Consider the following 21,716-nt stretch of genomic DNA (forward strand, 5'->3'; position numbering starts at 1 on the left):
ATGAAAAAAATTACGCTTATAAACAGCGGCGGCACTATATCGAGCGACTACGACGGCATGATTATGCGCCCCGGTTTGGTAACGAGTTTCGACGAGCTCGGCGACAGAATACAAAAGGTAAAAACGCCGTTTTGCATGCTCAGCGAAAACATGACCTGGAATACTCTTCGCGCCCTCGGCGATTGCATAGAAGAGGAGCTTGAGAGCGCGGAAGCTGTAATTGTTACGCACGGCACGGATACGCTTGCGTATACCGCCGCGTATCTCGGCTTGCGGCTCGCGGGCACGAGCGTGCCCGTTATGATAGCTTCGGCGGATATGCCGCTCAGCAATCCCATGAGCAACGGCGGCGCGAACCTGATGTGCGCCCTTTCCGCCATAGACGGCGGAGTCGGCGGCGTTTTCGTGCCGTATCGCAACCCCTACGAACGACCCGTTTTGCACGTTTCCACAAGGCTGTTGAGCAGTAGGGATTTCGACGGCGGATTGTATTCCGCGCTCGGAAAGATTTGCGGATACACCGACCGTACGGGCAAATTCATGTTGCAGGAAAAAATCTCCGCGCATAAGTTCGCTCTTTCGGGAAACGGCGACGGCAAAGCCGTGCGGCTTGTTTTCGCAAATCCCGGCATAGACTACGCCGCGCTCGCGCGTTCGGCAAAGCAGGAAAATTCCGCAATTGTGTTTGCGGGCTATCACACGGGAACGATAAACAGCGGGGCGGACGGCATAGGGCAGCTCGACGGCGTGGAAACCTATCTTGCGGGCGGCTTGAGCGGTGAAAAGTATCAATCAATCGAGCAGATGCCCGGTTTTGTGCGCGTTATAGACAACATTGCGCCCATAACTTTATACACAAAGGTGCGTTTGGCGCATGAAAATTTCTCGTCGGAAAAGGAGCGCGAAGCCTACATAAACGCCGACACGTTCGGAGAATATTTTCAATAGCGCGTAAAAATCTTATAATACGCACTCCAAAAAAGTTGTACGTTGCGAAAAAGTATGGTATAATATACTAATAAAACCTAATTTAATTTTTCAGGAGCAACACGAAAACTTAAATGCACCCATCTCAGATAGGTATATTGGTAACCGTTGTAGTGATGATACTCATGTCGGGATTTTTCTCGGCAACGGAAATGGCGTATTCAACCGCCAATAAAATCAGACTTCGCACGCTCGAGGCGGACGGCAACCGTTCGGCAAAAAAGGTACTGCGCCTGCTCGACAGGTACGACAGGCTTTTGAGCACCATACTCATAGGCAACAACATAGTAAACATTGCGGCGTCTACTCTCTCCACGCTTTTGTTTGCGAGTCTTATAGCCAACGAGCAGTTGGCGGCTGTGGTTTCCACCGCGGTGGTTACCGTCGCCGTGCTCATTTTCGGCGAGATAACGCCCAAAACTTTGGCGAAGAACTTTGCCGAAGGATACGCCATGCGCGTGTGGCCCTTTCTTTGGTTTTTCATAATTCTGTTTTTCCCCATAGATATACTGCTTGTGCCGTGGAAACGGCTTATAGGCAAAATCAAGAACAAGAACGCCGCGGCAATCACCGAAGACGAACTTATCACTTACGTTGAAACGGCGCAGAACGAGGGCGGCATAGACGAGCACGAGTCGCGCCTTATTCGTTCGGCCATAGAGTTCGAGGACCTCGACGTAGACGATATCATGGTGCCGCGCGTAAACGTGGTGGCTATAGAGGAGCACGAAACGTTCGATTACATTGCCGACCTGTTTTTAGACAACGGATTTTCGCGCATGCCCGTGTTCAGCAAAACCATAGACAGCGTGATAGGCATTATACACGAAAAGGACTTTTACAAGCTGTACCGCATGGCGGAAGACAAACGCCCCGAGTCGGTTAAGAGCATAGTTCAGCCCGTGGTGTGCGTATCGCCGAGCATGAAAATAAGCACGGTGCTTCGCATGCTCCAAAAAGCCAAGATACACATGGCGATAGTAGTGGACGAATTCGGCGGCACCGAGGGCATAGTTACTCTCGAAGATATCCTCGAGGAGCTTGTGGGCGAAATATACGACGAGCACGACGAGGTGGAGGTGCTCAGCCGCAAGGTGGGAGACGACACCTATCTCGTAACGGGCACGCACAACCTCGAAGACTTGTTCGAGGAATTCCGCATGAACGTAAAAGAGGAGTTCGACTCCACCACGGTGGGCGGCTGGATAACCGAACAGCTCGGAAAAATTCCCGCGGCGGGCGAGAAATATTCTTTTGAAAATCTCGATATAATAGTTACCAAGGCGAACAACAAGCGCGTTCTCGAACTCAAGATAAAAGTAAATCCCGTAGAGGAAGAGGAGCACGAGAGCGGACTCGAAAAGTTGCTTTCCGCGCTCGACCGCGAGAAAGAACACGCGGGAGAAAAGAAAGCCGACCGAAACGAGGACGTACAACCCGTTCTTATAGGCGGCAACAGCGATACGCAAGAAGAGTCGAACGAAACGCGGGAAGAAGAAAAATCCGTTAAAAAAGAGAGTGAGTAAATGCCCGAACTGCTTTTAGACGCTCTTTTGGATACTCTCAAGCTCGTGCCCTGGCTTTTGGTTATGCACGTGCTTATAGAGGTATTCGAATATAACGCCGTATCCAAAATAAAACTCAATAAGGTGCTCAGAGGACCGCTCGCGCCGCTTATAGGCGGAGCGTGCGGTATTTTGCCGCAATGCGGCTTCGGAGTGGTGGCGGCGGATTTGTACAGCCGCCGCAGTATCAGGCTGGGTACAATGATAGCGGTGTTTATCGCCACGAGCGACGAAGCCGTGCCCATACTTTTGAGCGCGCCCACCGCCGACTCGGTGATTAAACTCGCGGTACTGCTCGGCTTTAAGCTACTTGCCGCGCTCGTCGCGGGCTACGTTCTCAATTTTATTTTGAGAAATCGCGAACTCACGGAGATACAGCCCGAGCGGGCTGTGCTTAAAGGTTGCCATCGTCACGAACTCGGAGAACACACTCACGAGCACGGAGAAGAAAAAAGCCTCGTTGAGAACGAACAAAACGGCACGCTGCCCGACGGGGGTGCCGTCATTGCGAACGAGCGTAGCGAGTGTGGCAATCTCCCGCATGAGAAAGAAAAACGTCCGTTTGATTTCAAGTGTTTCGTGGTGCATCCTCTTTTGCACACTCTCACCGTAACGGCGTACATTTTGGGCGTAAACCTGCTTTTCGCCGTCGCGCTTTATTTCGCGGGCGAAAACCGACTCGCCGACTTTTTGGTTTCGGCAAAGCATTTTCAACCCATGCTCGCGGGACTTGTGGGACTTATACCCAATTGCGCGTCGAGCGTGATAATAGCGCAACTTTTCGCCCGCGGCGGCATCACGCTCGGCGCGGCGTTTGCGGGACTTAGCGTTAACGCGGGTTTGGGGCTTGCCGTGCTTCTGCGCAAAAATCGCCCGTTTAAGCACACGTTCGCCATTGCCGCGGGTTTATACCTTTACAGCGTGGCTGTGGGCATGCTTCTCGGCTTTGTTCCGATGTAACCAAACAACACCATAAACTTGACTCCGAGCGGCAAAAATGATATACTTGAATTTATGAGTTATACCGCACTTTACAGAAAATATCGCCCCACGGTTTTCGAGGACGTGATAGGGCAAGACCATATCACCGAAACGCTTAAAAATCAGCTCAAATCGGGCAGGGTGGGGCACGCCTATCTTTTCACGGGAAGCAGAGGAACGGGCAAGACCACGTGCGCCAAAATTTTCGCCCGCGCCGTAAATTGCCTTGAGCCGGTGAAAGGCTCGCCGTGCGGAAAATGCAAAACCTGCCAAGCTCTTGCGAGCGCGTCGGATATAGACATACTCGAGATAGACGCGGCGAGCAACAACCGCGTAGACGAAATCCGCGAAATACGCGAGCGCGTGAAATATCCGCCCGTGAACGGCAAGTACAAAGTCTATATTATAGACGAGGTGCACATGCTCACGGACAGCGCGTTTAACGCCCTGCTCAAAACGCTCGAAGAACCGCCCGAATTCGTTATATTCATTCTTGCCACTACCGAGGCGCACAAGTTGCCCGCAACCATACTTTCGCGTTGCATGCGTTTCGATTTCAGACTTGTATCCATAGAGCTGTTGGCGGAGAATATAAAGAAGATATTCAAAGCCGAGGGCAAAAAGTACGAGGAAGAAGCGGTGCGCTACATAGCCGGCGCAGGCGAAGGAAGCGTGCGCGACTCGCTCTCTATTGCCGATATGTGCTTGAGCCGAAGCGAGGGTAAACTCACGCTCTCTGACGTGCTCGACGTTTTGGGAGCCGCCGACCGCGGAAAGATACGCTCGCTTACCGAAAGCATACTTACGGGCAACGCCCGCGAAATACTCGTTAAAATAGACGAACTCGTCTCGCTCGGCAAATCGGTGGGCAGAATAGCGAAAGACGTGCTTTTGTGCGCCCGCGACTTGCTTGCGATTCGCACGGGAGCGGAGTCGCTCGTGATAGATACCGCCGAAAACATAGCCGAACTGAAAGAACTTGCCGCTTCGGCGGGCGAAGAAGAACTCGCGGCGGTTATACGCTTGCTCGGCTCGACAGACTCCGAAATACGCTACAGCGTGAGTCCCAAAATCGTGCTCGAAACGGCTTGCCTGCGTGCGGGCAAACTCGTCGGCGACGACTCCGACGTGCTTGCGGCTCGCATTGCAAGACTTGAAAAGCAGGTTGAAACTCTGATTGCAAACGGAGTTTCCGCGCCCGCGAGAGCGGCGGAAAAACAGCCCGAACCCGCGCCCGCCGCGGAGCAAACGCCCGACGACAGGAGCATATGGGGCAGGCTGATAACCTATTTCAGAAAGAACGGACCGATGAACGTGTACTCGCTGTTGTGCAACGCGCACGACGTTACGGCAGACGGCGGCATTATATCGGTATGCCCCGACACGGACGCGGAGTTTTTGCAGTTTTCGGATGCGGAAACGCAGTCGCAACTTACTCGCGCGCTTGCGGAAATGGGCTTGAATTTCACCTTCAACATAGTTAAGCGCGACTCTAAACCCGATATGGACAGCGAGATAGACCGCATAAAGAAGATGATTGCGGGCGGCAAAGCAAAACTCAATATAACGCGGTAAGGGTATGACTAATGCCGAAGCAATCTCATACGGTGAGCTCATGTCATTGCGAGGAGGGCAACGCCCGACGAAGCAATCTCATACGAAAGAACATAAAACATATAACAAGGAGTGTAATATAATGGGTAAAGGATTTAACGGTTTCGGCGGCGGCGGTTTCAATATGCAGCAAATGATGCGTCAGGCTCAAAAGATGCAGGAGCAAATGGCAAAGGCGCAGGAAGAGCTTGCCGAGCTTTCGGTAACGGGCAGTGCGGGCGGCGGCATGGTGGAGATAACTCTTTCCGGCAAACGCGACGTTGAAGCGGTGAGCATAAAGCCCGAGGCGGTAGACCCCGACGATATCGAAATGCTCGAGGACCTCATTGCCGCGGCGTTCGGCGACGCGCTCGCGAAAGTTGCCGAAGAGGAAAAAAGACTCATGCCCTACGGTGCGCAGGGGCTGATGTAGGCATGAAACAGCTCGATTGCATAATGCGGCTGAGCAACAAGTTCGCGCGGCTTCCGGGCGTGGGCGCGAAAACCGCACAGCGTTATGCGTACAGCATAATAGATATGCCTTGCGCCGACGTAGAGGACTTTTGCGCCGCGTTGAAAGATGTGAAAAACAGCGTGCGCTACTGCGCCGAGTGCGGCAATTTCACAGATAAAGAGGTTTGCGAAATCTGCGCCCGCCGCGACAAAAGCATAATATGCGTGGTTGCTTACCCCAAAGACGTACTCGCGCTCGAGAGAGTTTCGGGCTACAGGGGAGTGTATCACGTTTTGCACGGAACTCTTTCGCCGCTTGAGGGCAGAGGACCGGACTCGCTCAAAATAAAAGAACTGCTCGCCCGTTTGGAGGGCGCGGAAGAGGTCATACTCGCCACAAACACCGACGTTGAGGGAGAAGCTACGGCTATGTATCTCGCGCGGCTCATAAAGCCTATGGGCGTTAAAGTGAGCAGAATTGCGCAGGGCATAAGCATTGGGAGCGAACTCGAGTATGCCGACGAGGTTACGCTCACGCGTGCGCTCGAAAAAAGAACGCCGTTATAAAAAACGGCGTTGGTTCTATACGTCTAAAAAATTATTCTTCTTCCGCCGGTACGAATTCCACGTTGCCGGCGTTTGCTTTGTAAAGTATTTGCCGCGATATAAAACACGTAACCGCCGACGCCGCCGAAACCGCAATGTTTATCGCGCCCCATACTCCGAATTTGTATACCGACACCGCTATTTCCGCGGCGGCAACCAAAACGTGCAGAGCGTTAAACAGTTCGTAAGAGGTGAACGTGCGCCTGTCGAGTCCAGAACGCGGAGCGTCGCACTCGCGTATTTCGCGCTTTATCTTTTGGCGCGTGCGGTTCATAACCGATATAAACACCGATAGGGCAATGAGCACCACGAGCGATATCACGTAAAGAGTGAACAGCGCAAACAGCGGCTTGTTGTCGCTAAGTCGCGCCCGCCCTTCCACTTCGAGGAATAGCGAAATCGCAAAAAAAAGCGTGCTCAAATACATGAAAAGCGATTTCTTGCGTTGCAACGCGTCAAGCTCTTTGTCCGAAAGTTTGGATACGAACTTGCCGTCGCGCTTGCGCCTTTTATACATGTTGAGGGCGAGTTCTTCGGTTTGTTCCGCGGTTTGTTCGGTTTCCGCTTGCTCTTTTTCGGTTTGTTCTTCTATTTCGTTTTCGTTTTTCTTTTCGTCTTGCATGTTAGTTTTTGTTTATGCCGCGCCGTCTATCACGGCGAGAGCGGCGGAATTTCCGTCCGCCAAAGCGTTGTCGCGCAGAGATTTGCCGCCGTAGCAGTCTTTGGCGGAGTAGCCGTGCGCAAACATGTATTTGAGCATTCTGCCGCCGTCGTTGAACGCGGCTCGCGCCGCTTTTTTGAGAAACTCGGGGTTGTGCTCGAAGGAGTAGCCGCAGGCGATAAGCATATCGAGCACTTCGGTACTGCCCGTGAATATTGCCTGACTAACCGCTTTTTCGCTCGGCTCGAGTTTTACTTTGCCGCCTTTAATGAGGTATTCGAGCACCACCCAGTCGCCGCCCGACACCGCCAAGTCGAGTGCGGTGGGGTCTTGCCAATCCACGTGCCCGTTTATGAATTCCAGCATTTCGTCGTGCGTGTTGAGAATTATTTCGAATATGATGCGTATGTAAACCGATTTCGCCACCTCGGCTTCGGTAAGATAGTATCTTTTCATGAGAGCGCGCAACTTGTCGAGCCTGCCTTGCACCGCCATGGAATTTATGTACGGCACGAATATATCTATATCGGCGTTGCCGTTAACGCGGCGAACGTTGTCGAGCACCTCGAAAAACTCGGCTTCGCACTCTTCCGAAAAGCCTTTGTTGTTGCACATGTTGGCTATTATACTGCGGCTCACGGGTTCGGCGAGAACGCCGTTATCCACCAAAAAGGATACGAGCGAAAACCTATTGAGTTTTGCCGCCCAGTGCAGAGCCGCCGCGTGCTTATAGCAAACGTCGGCGCCGTTTAAGCACATTGTGCGCAGGGTATCGAAATTGGGACTGTCGGCGCGGCACTCGGCTACAAGTAGCTCGCCGAGCGTTTTTGCCCGCTCCTTTTGCAGCAGTTGCTCTTTGCTTGCCATAAAGCCTCCTTAAATCGGATTTTTAACGATATTTAATTATAGCACAGCCCGACCGATTTGTAAAACGTTTTTGCGATTTGCCGCCGCAAGACCTGTCGAAAATAATCGAACGCGAATACATGAGGCACGAAAAAGCGGAATTTTACGTACCGTTTCTTTTAAGTTGCATAAAGTAAAACGAGGGGAGTGAAAAATATTATCGAAATTTATGAAAAATTTATTAAAAACACCTCGAAAACAGTTTACAAATAGAAAAATTATGATATAATAGTTCCGAGAAAAACGGGGGCGTGTTCCGTGAAAAAAGAAGAAAAGAAACAAGCGTATATTTTGTGTCCGAGATGCGAGCTTAATTATATAGTGAGCAAGGATAAATACTGCACCGTGTGCAAAGCCGAAATGGGTTTGTTGGACCCCAGCATTTTGTTACCCGACGACGAGGAGGCGGGCTTTGAAAAGCTTTGCCCCGTTTGTCAGGTGAACTATATAGGCGAAGACGAAGAAATTTGCTTTTTGTGTCAGAAAGAGCGCGAGGAACGCGAAGCCGCCGAGCACAAGAGCGAGTGGGACGAACTCGACCGCGACGACGACCTCGACGACCCCATAGGCATAATACCGCTCGAGGAAGACACTCTTTTGAGTTCGGACGACGAGCAGGAAGAGGAGGACGACTCCGAGCCGGATAAAGAGGACGATTTCGATTATCCCGATTTCGAAGAAGAAGATTTCGAAGACGACGATTTTGACGACGAGGACGAAGAAGAACTCGAAGAAGACGACGATATGTAACGGCGTATATATAATATAGAATAAAAAAACAGGCTCGGGCAAACTCGCCCGAGCTTATTTTTTCGTTGTGCGCTGATTTATCTTGCCGTGGCTTCGCTTAGTTTGATATCGCCGCAAATGATATCGGAGTAGGAGCAGGAGAGCAGTTCGAGGTTTTTGTTGTCGGCAATCTTTAGGGTGAAAACCTGCGGATACACCGCGAGCACGCTTCCGCTGTAACGTATTATTTTTTTCCTGCCCTTGTTAACCGAAATCTTGAGAGGGCTTCCCACAAGATTACGCACGTAGTCTTTTACTTCGTCTATACTTTTGGCGCATTTTCTCATGATAAAAGTTTTTCCGAGCGCAAAAACAATTATACGAACTATTTGAAAATTTTGTTCTAATCGGGACGAGCGCGGTATATAATATAGTGTTATTTAGGACAAATCATGTTTTTTTAGGAGGCAAGATACTTATGGCATTTGAACCTGTTTATTCGCTTCTTTCTCCGTCTTATCCCGCGACGATGGCGTCGGGGCAGGCGGTGGTGGAAGCGAGACTGCTGCCGTCGGGCTTTGCGGTGGGCAAAGTATTGTCGGCGTCGGCGGACGTGAGCGTGACTGCGGGCGAAGTATTCACCGGAGAAGCGCGGTACAACGGCAAGGCTACTTTCCGCGTGCTCGTGCTCGACGAAGAAGGCGTTTGCCGCAGTTTGGACTACGTGGCGGAATTTTCCGACAAGCTGACCGGCGAGGGCATAACGGCGCAGACTCAGCCGCAATTGAGTTGCAACGTGCTCGACACCGACATAGTGCTTGCAACCGAGCACGAAATAAAACTCGCCTGCGTGGCGGAGGTAAGGCTTTGCGCGGTTGCGGGCGAAGACGTAAGGTGTCTTACCGCGGGCGGCGACGGCATATACACTCACGACGACAGAGTGGATTTTACGAGACTTAGCGCGCGCGGCGGCGAAACTCACTCGTTTGCCGACAGCATAGAAGCGCAGGGTGCGGAAGAACTGCTCTTTTGCGAGCCGCGTTGCTGCATAGTAAAGCGCGTTACGGGCAGCGACTGCGTGAGCGTGGAGGGCATAATAGTTACCGATATCGCGGCGCGTACCGGCGACACCGTGACTTCGTTGCGCGGAGAAACTCCCTTTTCTTTGGAAATAGGGGCGATAGGTTGTCATGCGGGCGACTTGTGCACCGTTTCGGCTTGCATTCGTTCTTCTCACGCCGAACTCGTGGGCGGCGAGAGCGCGAGCGTGGCTTGCGACTACACCGTGGAATTTACCTGCTGCACCTTTACCGAGGACGTGATAAATCCCGTTTGCGACGCGTTCAGCGTAAGCAACGAACTGCTCATTTCGGGCGAGTCGGTTAAAATACCCGTGCCCGTGTGCGAAGATACGTTTTTCGAGAGAGTGGAAGGCAAAGTTCAGCTTGACGAGAATATGCCCGCGGCGGACAGAATTTGCGCGGCGTGCGGCTCGCGGCTCAACATTACCGACGCGCTTGCGGGCGACGGCAAACTCACGGTGGAAGGCATGGCTTCGGCGAGCATAATTTACTGCGCCGAAGACGGCAAAAAGGCGTCGGCGGCGGTGGAATTGCCCTTTGCGATAACCGTATCCGCACCGCTTCGCGAGGGCGACTCGGTTTCCGCCAAAGGAGTTGTAACCAACGTGAGCGTAAAGATACGCCGCGACGGAGAACTGGAAATAAAAGCGGATATCGCCGTTGAATATTCGGCTACCCGCTCCGAAGTTAAATACGTTATATGCGAGCTTGCGCTCGGAGAAGAGCGCGCGTTGCCCACGGGCGCGGTGGCTATCCACATTGCCCGCAAAGGCGAAACTTTATGGGAAGCGGCGAAAGCTCTCGGCACAACTCCCGAAAACGTGCTGTTGCAAAATCCCGGAATATCGCTCCCTCTTTCGGGCGGCGAACGCGTAATAACTTACAGATGCTTGAGTAACTGACGCAATCGCGCAAAAACCTCCTAAAACGGTAACTCGCTCTCCTTGCCGCCTATAACCGCGGTTTGGCACAATATGCCCGCTTCGGCGGCAAGGGAACGGGCTGCTTCGTAATTTCGGCAGAGGTCTTGCGCGGTGTGAGCGTCGGAGGCGAAACACAATTTTTTGCCGCCGAGGGCGGCGTAACGCAATATTATTTCGCGCGGAGGAAGAACTTCGCCCGATTTGTAACCGCTCGTGTTTATCTCGAGTATTTTTCCTTTTGCGACTGTCTTGCCGAGTATTTCGTCTACGAGGTCGGGGCGGAGCGAATAAACGGAGTCGTTAAAGGGAGCTTTGCGCGTAACGTAGCCGAGATGCCCTACGGCGTTGTATTCATACGGCGCGTCGAGAGAGTCGAGCACGGCTTTGAGATATACGGAAACAGCCTCGTAAGGCGTTTTACCTACAAAATATTGCGGATAATAGGGGTCTGAACCGTCTGCTTCGTGAACGGAATTTATCACGTAGTCGGGGCGGTGTTTTTTTATAAGCTCGGCGTTGAGCGTTTTGTTGGCGTTCGTGTAGCCTATTTCCAATCCCGCCGCTATACTTATGCGCCCCGCGTACTTTTCTTTGAGCATGCGCATATGAGCAAAATAGGCGGTGAGGTCGCCCGTTTGAAACGAGGGGTCGAAGTACAGCAAATCCGCGTGTTCGGTGAAAGCAACGTGCTCGAGTTTAAGCTCGATTGCTCGCAAAACGAAATCTTCGGGGTTTCCCTTTCCGTCGGGTGAAAAGGATGTGTGAATGTGATTGTCGGCTGTCATGGCTTGCTCCTTTATTGTATAAAGTATAGCACGAGTGCGCTTATGTGTCAAGATAAGTATAAAAATACGGTGCGGGCGCACAAACTATAGCGTATGAAAAAGAATAAATTCATTGCCGCAGTATTGCTGTTGTTCGCCGTTAGCGCGTGTTTCGGTTTCGTTTCCGCACCTACGGTGAAATGGGTTGATTTCAACGCGAGCGAGTGGGCTTTGCGCGAATGTTTGCGATACGAACAAAAATTTTACGGAGGCGACTCGGGTTACGATTTCTCGGACGCCGTAGCCTATCTCGCGCTCAAAAACGGCAATCGCTTTTCGGTGAGCAAAGACAAAAAGACTCTCTCGGGGCTTGTGAAGCGTTTGGAGAGCGGTGAGAAGATGAACGATATTTTTCCCGAGAGCGATTACGCCGACTATCTGAGAACGTGCTACAGGGCTGTGCTCGGCAATATGGTGGGCGATTACACCGACGGCGAGGGCGGAGAGGTAAAGCACGGGCTAAGGTGCTGTTTTCCGCTTGCGGCGGGGCACTGGTATAATCATTACGACGATTTCGGCAATTCGCGCAGTTTCGGCTACAAGCGCAAGCACTTGGGGCACGATATTATGGGCAGCGTGGGCACGCCCATAGTTGCGGTGGAGGGCGGCACGGTAACAGAGTGCGGCTGGAACAAATACGGCGGCTGGCGCATAGGAATACGTTCCGACGATACTTTGCGCTACTATTATTACGCGCACCTGCGCAAAGACCGTCCGTTTGCCGCGGGCATGGAGGTGGGCAAACGCGTAAACTCGGGCGACGTGATAGGCTATCTCGGCGTAACGGGATATAGCAACAAAGAAAACGTAAACTTAAAATCTTGCAGTCCGCACCTTCATTTCGGCTTGCAACTCATCTTTTCTCCCGAGCAGGAAAAGGGACCAAAAGAGATATGGGTTGACTTATACGCGCTTACCCGTTTTCTCTCCTCGTACCGCGTTACTACCGCAAAAGACGAAAGCGGCGAACATCATGTAACCTCCCGCCGCATTTGGGCATAACCCGTTCGCTTAAATTTAATTTCAGACTCGAAAGAAATGCGCACGCCGAACAACGGCATGCGCATTTTTCGTAGTGGTGGAGGTGATGAGAGTTGAACTCATTTCCGACTCGGGATAGAGCGGGCTTTCTACAAGCTTAGCTTTTTGCAAGGTTTAACGGCAGGGGAGCAAAGAGCAAATCCCACAGCCGCGAGTTTTTTGAATTTCGCCCGCGCGGGCAAAAACGAACCGCGCGAACTACCTCGCCTTAATGTTTGCGCCGCACCCGTTCAAGCGAGCCGAAAGGGATTGACGACAGCTTATAAGTTAAGCTGCAAGGGCAAGCGCGGGTGCGCTTACCGTTTTTTGAGTTTTAGCGTTTAATTTTTTTCGCGTTTTTGAGGCAGCCGACGCCTGCCGCTTGCTTTTCCCACGCCGCACCGAACCGTCGAAGCCGGTACACCCCCATGGGAAAATAAGCATATCACAACTTTGCGATTTTGTCAAGAGGGTAAATACTCTTTGAGCGAAACGCTTCGTTTTATTATCTTGCGGGCTTCTTTCAAGTTCTTTATCGCGCCTATCGCTATGAGCTGAACGGCGGCGTTGCCCATTACCGTGGCTTCGCTCGGACCCGCATACACGGGCAGGCGAGTGGAGTTTGCGGTGAGTTGACATAATAAGGTTGCGTTGATGCCGCCGCCTATCATGTGTATCGCGCTCTTTTTGCCGGTGAGTTTAACGAGCAAATCGGTTGCTTCGCGGTAGCAGTCGGCAATGCTGTCGTATATGGCGCGGGCGATTGGACCTATGCCTTCGGGAGCGGGTTTGCCGCGTGAAATGAACCAGTTGCGAACTTTTTCGGGCATATCGCCGGGATACATGAACTCGTCGTCGTTTACGTTAAATATGAACTTTCCGCCCTCTTCCTTTTCGGCAAGAGCGGCGATTTCGCCGTAGCCGAGCGATTTGCCTTGCTTATCCCACGTGCGCTTGCTTTCGTTTATTATCCACAAGCCCATTATGTTTTGCAAGTACCGCACTGTGCGGTCGTAGCCTATTTCGTTGGTGTAGTCGGGGCAGTCGAACAGCGGCTTTTTGAGTTCGGTGCCGAGCAGACTCCATGTGCCGCAACTTATGTATTCGAAATTGTCCTCTTCGGAGGGAACGGAAACCACTGCGGAGGCGGTGTCGTGGCAACATACCGCGATTACGGGCACCGACTCCACTTGCAGTTCGGCGCACACCGCTTCGGAAAGATTGCCGTACACGCTGCCGCTGTCGACAATGGCGGGGAAGAGCGAACGCTTAAGACCGAGTTTGTCTATAAGCCCCCATGCCCAGTCGCCCGTGCGGGGGTCTACGAGCTGACCCGTGGACGCAATCGTGCGCTCGCAAACTTGTGCGCCCGTGAGGAAATATGCGAACAGGTCGGGTATCATTATGAATTTGTCGGCGCGTTCGTACTCGTCGGGGCAGTGGTTTTTGAGATACATGAGTTGGTATACGGTGTTAAAGTCCATAAACTGTATGCCGGTTGCGTTATATATCTCTTCGCGGCTTACGAGTTTGAATACCTCTTCCTGCATTTTTTCGGTGCGACGGTCGCGGTAGTGCACGGGATTGGAAAGCAACTTGCCGTTTTTGTCTATGAGACCGAAATCCACGCCCCAAGTGTCTATGCCTATGCAGTCGAAACCGCCCGCGAGTTTAGCCTTTACTATACCCGTTTTAAGCTCGTGATAGAGGCGCAAAACGTCCCAATACAGTACGCCGCCCACCTCTACGGGGCTGTTGTCGAAACGGTGAAGTTCCCGTATGTCTATTTTGCTTCCGTCGAACGAGCAGAGCATGGCTCTGCCGCTCGTTGCCCCGAAATCTATAGCAAGTACGCGTTTTGTCATGATTTTTCTTCCCTTAGCGGTTGGCTATGTATTTTTTGGTGTAGTCGCGAACCGACTCGAGCCAATCTTTGCCTACGGGCACGCCCGCTTTGAGGCACGCCATATCCCAAACTGCGTTGAACGGGAGAGCTTTGGCTTCTTCGCTGAGCGCAAGGCGCTCGCTGTAATCGCCGCCGAGTTCGGCTTTTTTAATCATTGCGGTGGGTTCGAGTATTGCGCGGAGCATTGCGCGAGATGCGGCGCGCATGCCTATTGCCGACGCGTATACGCGGTTTATGCTCGCGTCGAAATAGTCGAGTCCTATGTGGAAATGTTCGCTTCCGAGAAGGTTTGCGCGTTTTGCTTCGGTCATGATGGAGGTGAGCGAATCGTCGTCTATTACAACGTGGTCGCTGTCCCAGCGAACGCCGCGGCTCACGTGAAGGAGTATGTCTTCGAAGAAGAATTTGAGTGCGCTGAATTTATCGGATATTTGCTCGGTGGGGTGGTAGTGCCCGCTGTCGAGGCAGATGCCGAGATTGTTTTTCATGGCGTATGCGAGATAGAAATCGTAACTGCCCGCAACGAAACATTCCGTGCCTATGCCGAACAGCTTGCCCTCGAGCGCGTCAACAAGGTGCTTTTTGTCGTATTTCTTTTCAAAGCCCTTATCGAGGCTGTCTATCAAAAGTTCGCGCCAATACGAGCGGTCGGCGGGATTGTCTTTGAGTCCGTCGGGTATCCAGGTGTTGAGAACGCACACGTCGTTCATTTTCTTGCCTATATTATAGGCGGTTTCGCGGGTGGACTTGAGGTGCTCAATCCAAAAATCGCGTACCTCCTTTTTGGACGAGGTGAGCGAAAGAGTGCCGTCCATCATCTTGTGAGCAAAGAACGAACCGTTATAATCTATGCCGGCGTTGTTCTCTTTTGCCCAGTCTATCCATTTATCGAACGCGGTAACGTCGAGTTTTTCGCGGCTCGTGGGTTTGTGCGGCTCGGCGTATACCGAGTGTATGTTAATCTTTTTGCCGCTCGGCGTGAGAGAGAAAACGTACGCAAGGTCTTGCCGAACCTCTTCGGCGTTGCGAGCCGCTCCGGGAAAATTGCCCGTTACCACGTTTTGGCTCTCGGCTTGCCCTTCTTCGAAACCTTTTATGTCGTCTACCTGCCAGCAGTGAAGCGAAATGCGCGCTTTAGAAAGCGTTTCCATCGCTTTGTCGGTATCCACTCCGAAATCTTTATACGTTTCTTTCGCAAGCTCGTATGCTTTCAATACTTTATTGTCGTTTGCCATTATATTTGTACCTCCGATTGTTACATTCATTGTAACATATCCCACAGGATTTGGCAACCGAAAACAATAAATTTGTTACCGATTAAGTGGTTTTTTTTGTGGTTTTGTGGTTTTTGTAAAAGGACATAAAAAAAACGCTTTCACATGAAAGCGTTTTTAATGGTTGCGGGAGTAGGACTTAGTCAATGCGCCGCAGGCGTATTCACGGAGCGAAGCGGAGTTACCTACGACCTTCGGGTTATACTCGCTGCGCTCGTGTTGCATAAGAGCCCGACGAGCAAGCAAAAAACGCTTTCTCATGAAAGCGTTTTTAATGGTTGCGGGAGTAGGACTCGAACCTACGACCTTCGGGTTATGAGCCCGACGAGCTACCGACTGCTCCATCCCGCGGCAGTGTGATAAGTTTAGCATAATAAAACCGAATTGTCAACCGAATTGGGGCATTAAATAGGGATAAATAAATTTGCAAGCGGCAAACTATACGTGGAGGAACACACAATGCAAAACAACAACGATAACAATAACGGTTTGCAAACCGAGCGCGAAATGCTGAAAAAAATTCTCTTGCGCCGTTGCGGCAACTGCGAAACCGACGAATTTGCCGCCGACGAGTTGGAACTTATGGAGCGGCTCGAAGGGCGCGATTGCGAGTGCGGAGAAGATAATCCCGAGATAGGCGAGAGCGAATATTTTTCCACCTGCGAGTATACAATGATACCCACCGACGACGACGCGATAAACAGTCAGGGGAGCTGATTAAATAAGTTTGTTTCCGCACTCGGGACAAAATTTTGTTCCGGGCGCGAGCTTTGTTCCGCACTCGGGGCAAAATTTGGGGGTAGGCGAACCTGCGGCTATGCCCGCGCCCGCGGCGGCTTCTTTACCGAGCGCAACGCCGATTCCCACGCCCATAACCGCGCCCGCCGCTCCGCTTTTTGCGGCTTCTTTCAGGGCGTCGGCTTGAGCGAGTTTGGCGTAAACGTCAACGTTGTCGCGCATGATGCCGAGTCGAGCGTTTTCGTCGAGGGCTTTTTCGAGTTCGGGAGGAACCGAAAGATTTTCTATATCGAACGCGGTGAGAGTTATGCCGAGTTCGGAGCAACGGGGCGCAACCGAGTTTTTGACTTCGGCGCCGAGTTCGGCATAGCGCGAAGTCATGTTTGCAAGCGTAACGCCGCACGCACCGAACGCCGTGGAAATACCGCCCACCACAAGCGAGCGCAAAGAGTCGCACACTTGCCTTAACGCATAGTAACTTTCCGTTCCGCCCATAGACGAAAGGAACGCCGCGGGATTTGTTATTTTGAACGAGTACGAGCCGAAGCCGCGCAATCTGACTACGCCCGCCTCGGTACTTACGGGCACGGGATTGGATGTGCCCCATTTTATGCCCGTGAACTCTTTGGTGTTTACATAGTATATTTCCGATTTGAAAGGCGTTTCAAATCCGTATTTCCAACTTAAAAGTTTTGTTATTACTGGCAAGCTGTCGGTGTTCAGTTTGTATGTGCCGGGTAAAAATACGTCGGCGGTTTTGCCCTTGTCGCAAAATACCGCGGCTTGTGTTTCGCGCACGGTGAGAACCGAGCCTTTTTTAATAACGTTGCCCTTAAGGTCGAACTTTTGCATTACCGCTTCGCCGTCGAAGCGGGGGAGTTCTATGCTTTTGAGTAGTCCCATTTTTTATCTCCGATAAATCATATTTTGTTGAATTGCATTGTTTTTACCGCGTGCTCGAAGACGGGCGCCCAAAACCAACGGTCTTTGCTCAGGCAGTTCCACGAGCCGATGCCCTGCTTGCCGAAATGCGAAAAGAAGAACATTGCGTTGTAAATGCCTTGGTCTAACCCCGCCGTTATAAAGTCTACGAAAAAGACGTTTCGAGGTTCCGTCAGTTTTACGGCTTCGCCGAATTTAGCCGTAGAGTGTACGTTTTTGAGAGCCGCAAGCATTTGTTGACCGAACGCGAACACGTCTTTTTCTTCGAGCGGACCGAGAAAATTCACGTTGAAATTTACCGTTGCGTCGGGCGTGGTGTATATGTATTTGGGTGCGTTCGCGGGATATTTTATGCGACGGATATCTTCGGACATGACCATAAAGTTTTTGGGCATTACGGCGGTTATCGCGCCTTCCGCTATTTTTGCGCGTACGAATTGCACTTTGGGCAGTTCCGCGCCCTCGGGCATATCGGCTTTTATGCTTTCGTAGTCTAAGCCCGTAACGCCGCTTTTTAAGTCGCTTCCGCTCACGGCAAAGGTTGTGCCGCATGCCGAGCAGTATGCCGTTTTGCCGTTTTCGTCAAGTTTTACGGGCGAGCCGCATTGCGTGCAAACGAGGGCCTCCACGTTTTTGCCTTGCCTTATCGTTATGTTGCCGCTATCGTTTTGTTCCGCGGACTTTCCGCAAGCCGTGCACGTGCCGCCGAAATCGAGCGAGCCGCCGCAGTAGGGGCAAACGTTGCCCTTAAGTCTGCCTTCGTCGCTCACTTTTATGTTTACGTCGGCGGCGGAGAGAATTTTCACGCCGTCTTCCGAGGTTTTCTTTTTGCCTTCGGTTTTGGCTCCGTAATGAAAATACCGCTTTCCGTCTATGTACGCGTCGCCCGCGCGCAAGTTTACCTTTTCGGCTATGCGCGAGAGTATTTCGGTCAAATCGTCGCCGAGTTCGCGTTTGCGCGCGTCTTTGCCTTTTCCGCGTTCGTAAGCTATGTATACCGTTTCGTCTTCGGTTTCACGCCCGTTTTCGTGCAAAAGCCGCATGTTTACCCTGTAGCCCGACTTTATATCGGGGTAAGAACAGTCTTTTTCGAGCGGTACTACGTCTGCCGTAAAGGCGTAAAATCCTTTGTCGCGCAAAGCCTCCGCCGCCCAACGGTCTATAGATACGGTAAGTATTGCCGAGTCGGTTTCGGCAATTACGTCGCCGTTCTTTTTGTACTCTTTTACGAGCCGCTTGTGTGCGTCCTTAAACGCCTCTTGCTCCAAAACGGCAAGGCTGAATATCTCCTTTTCTTTGTCGGTGTATCTGCCGTTTTTCATGGCGTACAGCCAACTGCCCACCATCGCCGCGTCTTCGTTTAGGTTGAGCAGGGAGCGCTCGAGGTATTTCATATCGCTCGCTACGAGAACGTCTTCTTCTATGCGTTTGCGAACGTAATATACGGCGGCGTAGTCGTCGCCGTTGTCCGCAAGTTGCTTGAGTCGGTCCGTGCTCGCCTTTTCGTATTCTGCGCGTATAGCTTCTTCTTCGTCGATTGCCTCGCCGAGTTGCTCGAAAAATTCTTCGGCAAGGTCGAGTCGGTTGTTCTTTACAATATCTTCAACTTGTTTATTGCTGAACACAAATATCACCTCGCAAATTCGTTACGGTAATATTATAGTACTTGCATAAAGCTTTGTCAATTGTTAGCTTAAATTGTATTTGTCGTTAACAAAGTGCCGGGTAAGTTTTTCGGGCAGTATCTTTTGCGTAAGGTAATACGCTTTGTTGGCAAGTCCCGAAGCTACCACTGCGGGCGGGTTGTCGGATAACAGCGTTTTTATTATAGTGTCGGCAACCTCGTCGGCGTCCATGCCGCCTTGCTCCATGCCTGCGAGCGAGCCTACCGACTTGTCCATATCCGCGGCGTATACGCCCGCCTTTTCTTCGGGATAAACTTTGCGCTTAAACGTGAAGCGCGTTGCGGTGCCGCCGGGGAGCACAGCCGACGCGTTTATTCCGAAAGGCGCGACTTCCATGTTAAGCTCTTTGGCAAGCATGATGAGCGCGGCTTTGCTCGAGGAATAAAAGGCGTCGTACGCTATGGGAAGAACGCCGCCCATAGACGATACGAGCGCAATTCTTCCGTATGCTTGCTTGCGCATATGCGGCAATACCGCGCGTATAGCCGCGAGTGCGCCGAAATAGTTCACGTCGAACAGATAGCGGTAGTCTTTTTCTTCCGCAAACTCCACGGGCGCAGCCATAGAGCAGCCCGCGCTGTAAATAAGTTGTTCTATTCGTCCCGTTTCTTCGGTTATGCGAGTTACCGCGTCGAATACCGTCTTTTCGTCGGTTACGTTAACGCAAAGAGAGGTAACTCGTTCGTCGGGGCAGGGCGTGCGCGAACCGCAATAAACTATATTGCCTTCGTCGCAAAGCTTTTTTGCCGTGGCAAGTCCTATTCCGCTGCTCGCGCCTATGATGAACACAACTCGTTTTTTCATATTATATATAACTCCTTTCGGATTTAGTGTAAGCAATAACAAAATAAATATTAGTTTTGTAGACATTTTTCTCGCCTTGTGATACACTCGTAGAGTACGCAATCGTTAAAATGCGGTTATAGAAAAGGCAAAGAAAGCATATAATTATGAAAATGATTACATCGGAGTACAAAATAGTTTCCCAAAGTGTGCCGCCCGGCTTCAACGGTTTTACCGTTGCCCACGTGTCGGACTTGCACAACCGCGAGTTTAACGGCGAACTTGTCAGCCGCATAGCGGAGGTCAAGCCCGATATTATAGTGATTACGGGCGATATGATACACCGCGAAAACGAAACCGAGGCGGCGGAAAAATTCGCGCTCGGGGCGGTGCAGATTGCGCCCACGTACTACGTTTCGGGCAATCACGAAAAAGTACTGTTGTGCTATCCCGATTTTGCGTCGCGCATAGCGGATATGGGCGTGAAAGTAATGAAAAACGAATACGCGCTAATCGAGCGCGGCTCGGATAAGTTGGCTGTGATAGGCATGAGCGACCCCACGTTTTTCGCGGGCGGCAAAACCGATTTTACGGCGGAACTCAATTCGCTTAAGATTAGAACGGAAGAGGAACAGGCGGATTTTACCGTTCTGTTGAGTCACCGCCCCGAAATGTTTCCGCGCTACGTTGCCGCGAGAATAGATTTGAGTCTGTGCGGACACGCGCACGGCGGGCACGTGCGTTTGCCGTTTATAGGGGCGTTTTACGCGCCGAGTCAGGGGCTTTTTCCCAAATACACCGAAGGCGTGTACGAGCACGGCGGCAAATTCATGGCGGTGAGCAAGGGGCTGGGCAAAAGCAGCTGGGTGCCGCGCATGTTCAATCCGCCCGAACTTGCGGTTGAGATTTTGTGCCGCCCGCCCGAAACGACCGCCCAAAAAGGTTAAATCGCTTGCCTTTTGTTTTCGGGGAGAGTATAATAGTAACATAACTGTATCCGAGGTTTACGCGTATATGAAAAAGACTGTAACACTGCGCTGCCCGACTTGCGGCAATACTTATACTTTCAATGTGGGAGCGGGTTCGGAAATGAGCTGTTGGCGCGAAATATCCGCGCTCATTCCCGATAAAAAAGAAGCGGAGAAGCTCAAGGAAATATACGTTAAACTTTCCGAAAAGAGAAGCAAGGCCGCAATAAGCGAGCTTACGCGCAACCATGCCGACGCGCTCGGCAACGTGTGCTATTCCGATTTGGGAGAAGACGTTGTAAAACTTTTGAGCGAGGAGCAAGCCGAGGAGTACTCCGCGCTTTTGAACGACAAAGCCAAAGAGAGCGTTGCCTCGAGTGCCGCCAAGTGGCAGGCGGCTTTGCAAAAAGAGGGACTTACCGCGTTCGAGGCAATATACATATGCCCCAAATCGCGCAAACCCAAGCAGGGAATGCACGTGTCGCTCCGATACAAAGACGATAACCGGCAAGACAACGTATACGTTGTAAAGAACAAGTGCGACGACTGTTCCGCCGCGCCCGTACTTGCCGATGACGGCGGCGCGGGTTTTATGCACGAGGGTTGCGTAACGTCGGCATACTGCGATAAATGCTCCGTACCGCTCGTAATAGACTCGGTATCGTTCCGCATAGCTCAAAAAGAAAATCCCGAAGCGTAAAAAGCAATTACATAAAATAGTTTGACAAACAACCGCCGTAATGCTATAATAATACGGCTTAGGGCAATTAACTCAGCGGGAGAGTGCTACCTTCACATGGTAGAAGTCACAGGTTCGAACCCTGTATTGCCCACCAACGCACAGCGCACCCCTTGCGGGTGCGTTTTGCGTTGGTGAAACATATAGGGATGAGGAGACGGAGCCGCAGGCGACTGTTCGCGGTGGCGCGGACGAATATTCGGAAAAGTTGAAATAAGTTCCGTGCGCCACCAAGGGAGCGAAGCGACCGCCACCCTGTATTGCCCACCATATAAAACCTAAAATCAGTTTCTTTTGCGGGAATTGTTTTTAGGTTTTTCTTTTGCATTATTTTAGCCGCCGCTTTGCTTT

The 21,716-nt window shown here is 51.6% G+C and carries 21 protein-coding genes, 2 tRNA genes and 1 other RNA gene; 13 read left to right on the forward strand and 11 right to left on the reverse strand.

The annotated features are described in order from the left end of the window. The 6 genes from NFR55_RS00200 to recR all read left to right on the forward strand — a co-directional run bounded on the left by NFR55_RS00200 (position 1) and on the right by recR (position 6,146). Complete coding sequence (locus tag NFR55_RS00200) at positions 1-948, forward strand: asparaginase domain-containing protein (RefSeq protein ID WP_251545126.1); 948 nt, start codon at positions 1-3, stop codon at positions 946-948. A 137-nt stretch (positions 949-1,085) separates the two neighbouring features. Further along, entirely contained in the window at positions 1,086-2,513 is a 1,428-nt protein-coding gene (locus NFR55_RS00205) for a hemolysin family protein (RefSeq protein WP_251545127.1), read from the forward strand. Next, positions 2,514-3,512 (forward strand): putative manganese transporter, encoded by a 999-nt coding sequence (locus NFR55_RS00210; protein WP_251545128.1) that lies wholly within the window; start codon positions 2,514-2,516, stop codon positions 3,510-3,512. Positions 3,513-3,566: 54 nt separating this feature from the next. Further along, positions 3,567-5,108 (forward strand): DNA polymerase III subunit gamma/tau, encoded by a 1,542-nt coding sequence (gene dnaX, locus NFR55_RS00215; RefSeq protein WP_251545129.1) that lies wholly within the window; start codon positions 3,567-3,569, stop codon positions 5,106-5,108. A gap of 121 nt (positions 5,109-5,229) precedes the next feature. Continuing rightward, positions 5,230-5,559 (forward strand): YbaB/EbfC family nucleoid-associated protein, encoded by a 330-nt coding sequence (locus tag NFR55_RS00220; protein ID WP_251545130.1) that lies wholly within the window; start codon positions 5,230-5,232, stop codon positions 5,557-5,559. Between the two features lie 2 nt (positions 5,560-5,561). Next, entirely contained in the window at positions 5,562-6,146 is a 585-nt protein-coding gene (gene recR / locus NFR55_RS00225; protein ID WP_251545131.1) for a recombination mediator RecR, read from the forward strand. A gap of 31 nt (positions 6,147-6,177) precedes the next feature. On the opposite strand, the gene NFR55_RS00230 is transcribed toward recR, so the two are convergent. Both NFR55_RS00230 and NFR55_RS00235 read right to left on the reverse strand, forming a co-directional pair. Then, positions 6,178-6,807, reverse strand: coding sequence for a hypothetical protein (locus tag NFR55_RS00230; protein ID WP_251545132.1), 630 nt, complete (start codon positions 6,805-6,807; stop codon positions 6,178-6,180). A 12-nt stretch (positions 6,808-6,819) separates the two neighbouring features. Beyond that, positions 6,820-7,713, reverse strand: a complete 894-nt coding sequence (locus NFR55_RS00235) for a hypothetical protein (protein ID WP_251545133.1) — start codon at positions 7,711-7,713, stop codon at positions 6,820-6,822. Between the two features lie 297 nt (positions 7,714-8,010). On the opposite strand from NFR55_RS00235, the gene NFR55_RS00240 reads away from it, so the two are divergent. After that, positions 8,011-8,502: a hypothetical protein gene (locus tag NFR55_RS00240; protein ID WP_251545134.1), complete on the forward strand. Its 492-nt coding sequence runs from the start codon at positions 8,011-8,013 to the stop codon at positions 8,500-8,502. Between the two features lie 77 nt (positions 8,503-8,579). On the opposite strand, the gene NFR55_RS00245 is transcribed toward NFR55_RS00240, so the two are convergent. Beyond that, complete coding sequence (locus NFR55_RS00245; protein WP_251545135.1) at positions 8,580-8,828, reverse strand: Veg family protein; 249 nt, start codon at positions 8,826-8,828, stop codon at positions 8,580-8,582. A 131-nt stretch (positions 8,829-8,959) separates the two neighbouring features. Here NFR55_RS00245 and NFR55_RS00250 point away from each other — a divergent pair, with 131 nt between their 5' ends. Beyond that, on the forward strand, positions 8,960-10,465 hold the full coding sequence (locus NFR55_RS00250; RefSeq protein ID WP_251545136.1) for a DUF3794 domain-containing protein: 1,506 nt from the start codon (positions 8,960-8,962) through the stop codon (positions 10,463-10,465). Between the two features lie 20 nt (positions 10,466-10,485). On the opposite strand, the gene NFR55_RS00255 is transcribed toward NFR55_RS00250, so the two are convergent. Next, positions 10,486-11,271 (reverse strand): histidinol-phosphatase HisJ family protein, encoded by a 786-nt coding sequence (locus NFR55_RS00255; RefSeq protein ID WP_251545137.1) that lies wholly within the window; start codon positions 11,269-11,271, stop codon positions 10,486-10,488. A 93-nt stretch (positions 11,272-11,364) separates the two neighbouring features. Between NFR55_RS00255 and NFR55_RS00260 the strand changes: the two genes are divergently transcribed. Beyond that, the gene (locus tag NFR55_RS00260) at positions 11,365-12,312 is read left to right on the forward strand and encodes a M23 family metallopeptidase (RefSeq protein WP_251545138.1); all 948 of its coding nucleotides are present in this window, start codon (positions 11,365-11,367) and stop codon (positions 12,310-12,312) included. A 74-nt stretch (positions 12,313-12,386) separates the two neighbouring features. Here NFR55_RS00260 and ssrA read toward each other — a convergent pair. The 4 genes from ssrA to NFR55_RS00280 form a co-directional block, all read right to left on the reverse strand. After that, positions 12,387-12,758: a transfer-messenger RNA gene (gene ssrA, locus NFR55_RS00265) on the reverse strand. 36 nt (positions 12,759-12,794) lie between these two features. Beyond that, positions 12,795-14,195, reverse strand: a complete 1,401-nt coding sequence (locus NFR55_RS00270) for a rhamnulokinase (RefSeq protein WP_251545139.1) — start codon at positions 14,193-14,195, stop codon at positions 12,795-12,797. A 13-nt stretch (positions 14,196-14,208) separates the two neighbouring features. Next, on the reverse strand, positions 14,209-15,471 hold the full coding sequence (locus NFR55_RS00275; RefSeq protein WP_251545140.1) for an L-rhamnose isomerase: 1,263 nt from the start codon (positions 15,469-15,471) through the stop codon (positions 14,209-14,211). A 314-nt stretch (positions 15,472-15,785) separates the two neighbouring features. After that, positions 15,786-15,861, reverse strand: a tRNA-Met gene (locus tag NFR55_RS00280). 108 nt (positions 15,862-15,969) lie between these two features. On the opposite strand from NFR55_RS00280, the gene NFR55_RS00285 reads away from it, so the two are divergent. Beyond that, complete coding sequence (locus tag NFR55_RS00285) at positions 15,970-16,227, forward strand: hypothetical protein (RefSeq protein WP_251545141.1); 258 nt, start codon at positions 15,970-15,972, stop codon at positions 16,225-16,227. Here NFR55_RS00285 and NFR55_RS00290 read toward each other — a convergent pair whose 3' ends face one another. The 3 genes from NFR55_RS00290 to NFR55_RS00300 form a co-directional block, all read right to left on the reverse strand. After that, positions 16,228-17,151 (reverse strand): SPFH domain-containing protein, encoded by a 924-nt coding sequence (locus NFR55_RS00290; protein WP_251545142.1) that lies wholly within the window; start codon positions 17,149-17,151, stop codon positions 16,228-16,230. It lies immediately after the preceding gene. A gap of 17 nt (positions 17,152-17,168) precedes the next feature. After that, positions 17,169-18,815 carry a hypothetical protein gene (locus NFR55_RS00295; RefSeq protein ID WP_251545143.1) on the reverse strand — a complete coding sequence of 549 codons (1,647 nt, stop codon included), beginning with the start codon at positions 18,813-18,815 and terminating at the stop codon, positions 17,169-17,171. Between the two features lie 63 nt (positions 18,816-18,878). Next, positions 18,879-19,679: an SDR family NAD(P)-dependent oxidoreductase gene (locus NFR55_RS00300; protein WP_251545144.1), complete on the reverse strand. Its 801-nt coding sequence runs from the start codon at positions 19,677-19,679 to the stop codon at positions 18,879-18,881. 152 nt (positions 19,680-19,831) lie between these two features. Between NFR55_RS00300 and NFR55_RS00305 the strand changes: the two genes are divergently transcribed. From NFR55_RS00305 to NFR55_RS00315, 3 genes are all read left to right on the forward strand, one after another. Beyond that, positions 19,832-20,605, forward strand: a complete 774-nt coding sequence (locus NFR55_RS00305; protein ID WP_251545145.1) for a metallophosphoesterase — start codon at positions 19,832-19,834, stop codon at positions 20,603-20,605. A gap of 67 nt (positions 20,606-20,672) precedes the next feature. Next, complete coding sequence (locus tag NFR55_RS00310) at positions 20,673-21,326, forward strand: hypothetical protein (RefSeq protein ID WP_251545146.1); 654 nt, start codon at positions 20,673-20,675, stop codon at positions 21,324-21,326. A 61-nt stretch (positions 21,327-21,387) separates the two neighbouring features. After that, a tRNA-Val gene (locus NFR55_RS00315) sits at positions 21,388-21,462 on the forward strand. The last annotated feature ends 254 nt before the right edge of the window (positions 21,463-21,716 follow it).

It is taken from the genome of Pumilibacter intestinalis (assembly GCF_943193005.1).
GTDB lineage: Bacteria > Bacillota > Clostridia > Christensenellales > Pumilibacteraceae > Pumilibacter > Pumilibacter intestinalis.

What these genes read in the sequence shown, in the direction of transcription:
- NFR55_RS00220 (WP_251545130.1), top strand. Translation starts at nt 5,230, where the DNA reads ATGGGTAAAGGATTTAACGGTTTCGGCGGCGGCGGTTTCAATATGCAG.
- NFR55_RS00285 (WP_251545141.1), top strand. Translation starts at nt 15,970, where the DNA reads ATGCAAAACAACAACGATAACAATAACGGTTTGCAAACCGAGCGCGAA.
- NFR55_RS00230 (WP_251545132.1), bottom strand. Translation starts at nt 6,807, where the DNA reads ATGCAAGACGAAAAGAAAAACGAAAACGAAATAGAAGAACAAACCGAA.
- recR (WP_251545131.1), top strand. Translation starts at nt 5,562, where the DNA reads ATGAAACAGCTCGATTGCATAATGCGGCTGAGCAACAAGTTCGCGCGG.
- NFR55_RS00300 (WP_251545144.1), bottom strand. Translation starts at nt 19,679, where the DNA reads ATGAAAAAACGAGTTGTGTTCATCATAGGCGCGAGCAGCGGAATAGGA.
- NFR55_RS00245 (WP_251545135.1), bottom strand. Translation starts at nt 8,828, where the DNA reads ATGAGAAAATGCGCCAAAAGTATAGACGAAGTAAAAGACTACGTGCGT.
- NFR55_RS00255 (WP_251545137.1), bottom strand. Translation starts at nt 11,271, where the DNA reads ATGACAGCCGACAATCACATTCACACATCCTTTTCACCCGACGGAAAG.
- NFR55_RS00275 (WP_251545140.1), bottom strand. Translation starts at nt 15,471, where the DNA reads ATGGCAAACGACAATAAAGTATTGAAAGCATACGAGCTTGCGAAAGAA.
- NFR55_RS00260 (WP_251545138.1), top strand. Translation starts at nt 11,365, where the DNA reads ATGAAAAAGAATAAATTCATTGCCGCAGTATTGCTGTTGTTCGCCGTT.
- NFR55_RS00270 (WP_251545139.1), bottom strand. Translation starts at nt 14,195, where the DNA reads ATGACAAAACGCGTACTTGCTATAGATTTCGGGGCAACGAGCGGCAGA.
- NFR55_RS00310 (WP_251545146.1), top strand. Translation starts at nt 20,673, where the DNA reads ATGAAAAAGACTGTAACACTGCGCTGCCCGACTTGCGGCAATACTTAT.
- NFR55_RS00210 (WP_251545128.1), top strand. Translation starts at nt 2,514, where the DNA reads ATGCCCGAACTGCTTTTAGACGCTCTTTTGGATACTCTCAAGCTCGTG.
- NFR55_RS00235 (WP_251545133.1), bottom strand. Translation starts at nt 7,713, where the DNA reads ATGGCAAGCAAAGAGCAACTGCTGCAAAAGGAGCGGGCAAAAACGCTC.
- NFR55_RS00305 (WP_251545145.1), top strand. Translation starts at nt 19,832, where the DNA reads ATGATTACATCGGAGTACAAAATAGTTTCCCAAAGTGTGCCGCCCGGC.
- dnaX (WP_251545129.1), top strand. Translation starts at nt 3,567, where the DNA reads ATGAGTTATACCGCACTTTACAGAAAATATCGCCCCACGGTTTTCGAG.
- NFR55_RS00290 (WP_251545142.1), bottom strand. Translation starts at nt 17,151, where the DNA reads ATGGGACTACTCAAAAGCATAGAACTCCCCCGCTTCGACGGCGAAGCG.
- NFR55_RS00200 (WP_251545126.1), top strand. Translation starts at nt 1, where the DNA reads ATGAAAAAAATTACGCTTATAAACAGCGGCGGCACTATATCGAGCGAC.
- NFR55_RS00250 (WP_251545136.1), top strand. Translation starts at nt 8,960, where the DNA reads ATGGCATTTGAACCTGTTTATTCGCTTCTTTCTCCGTCTTATCCCGCG.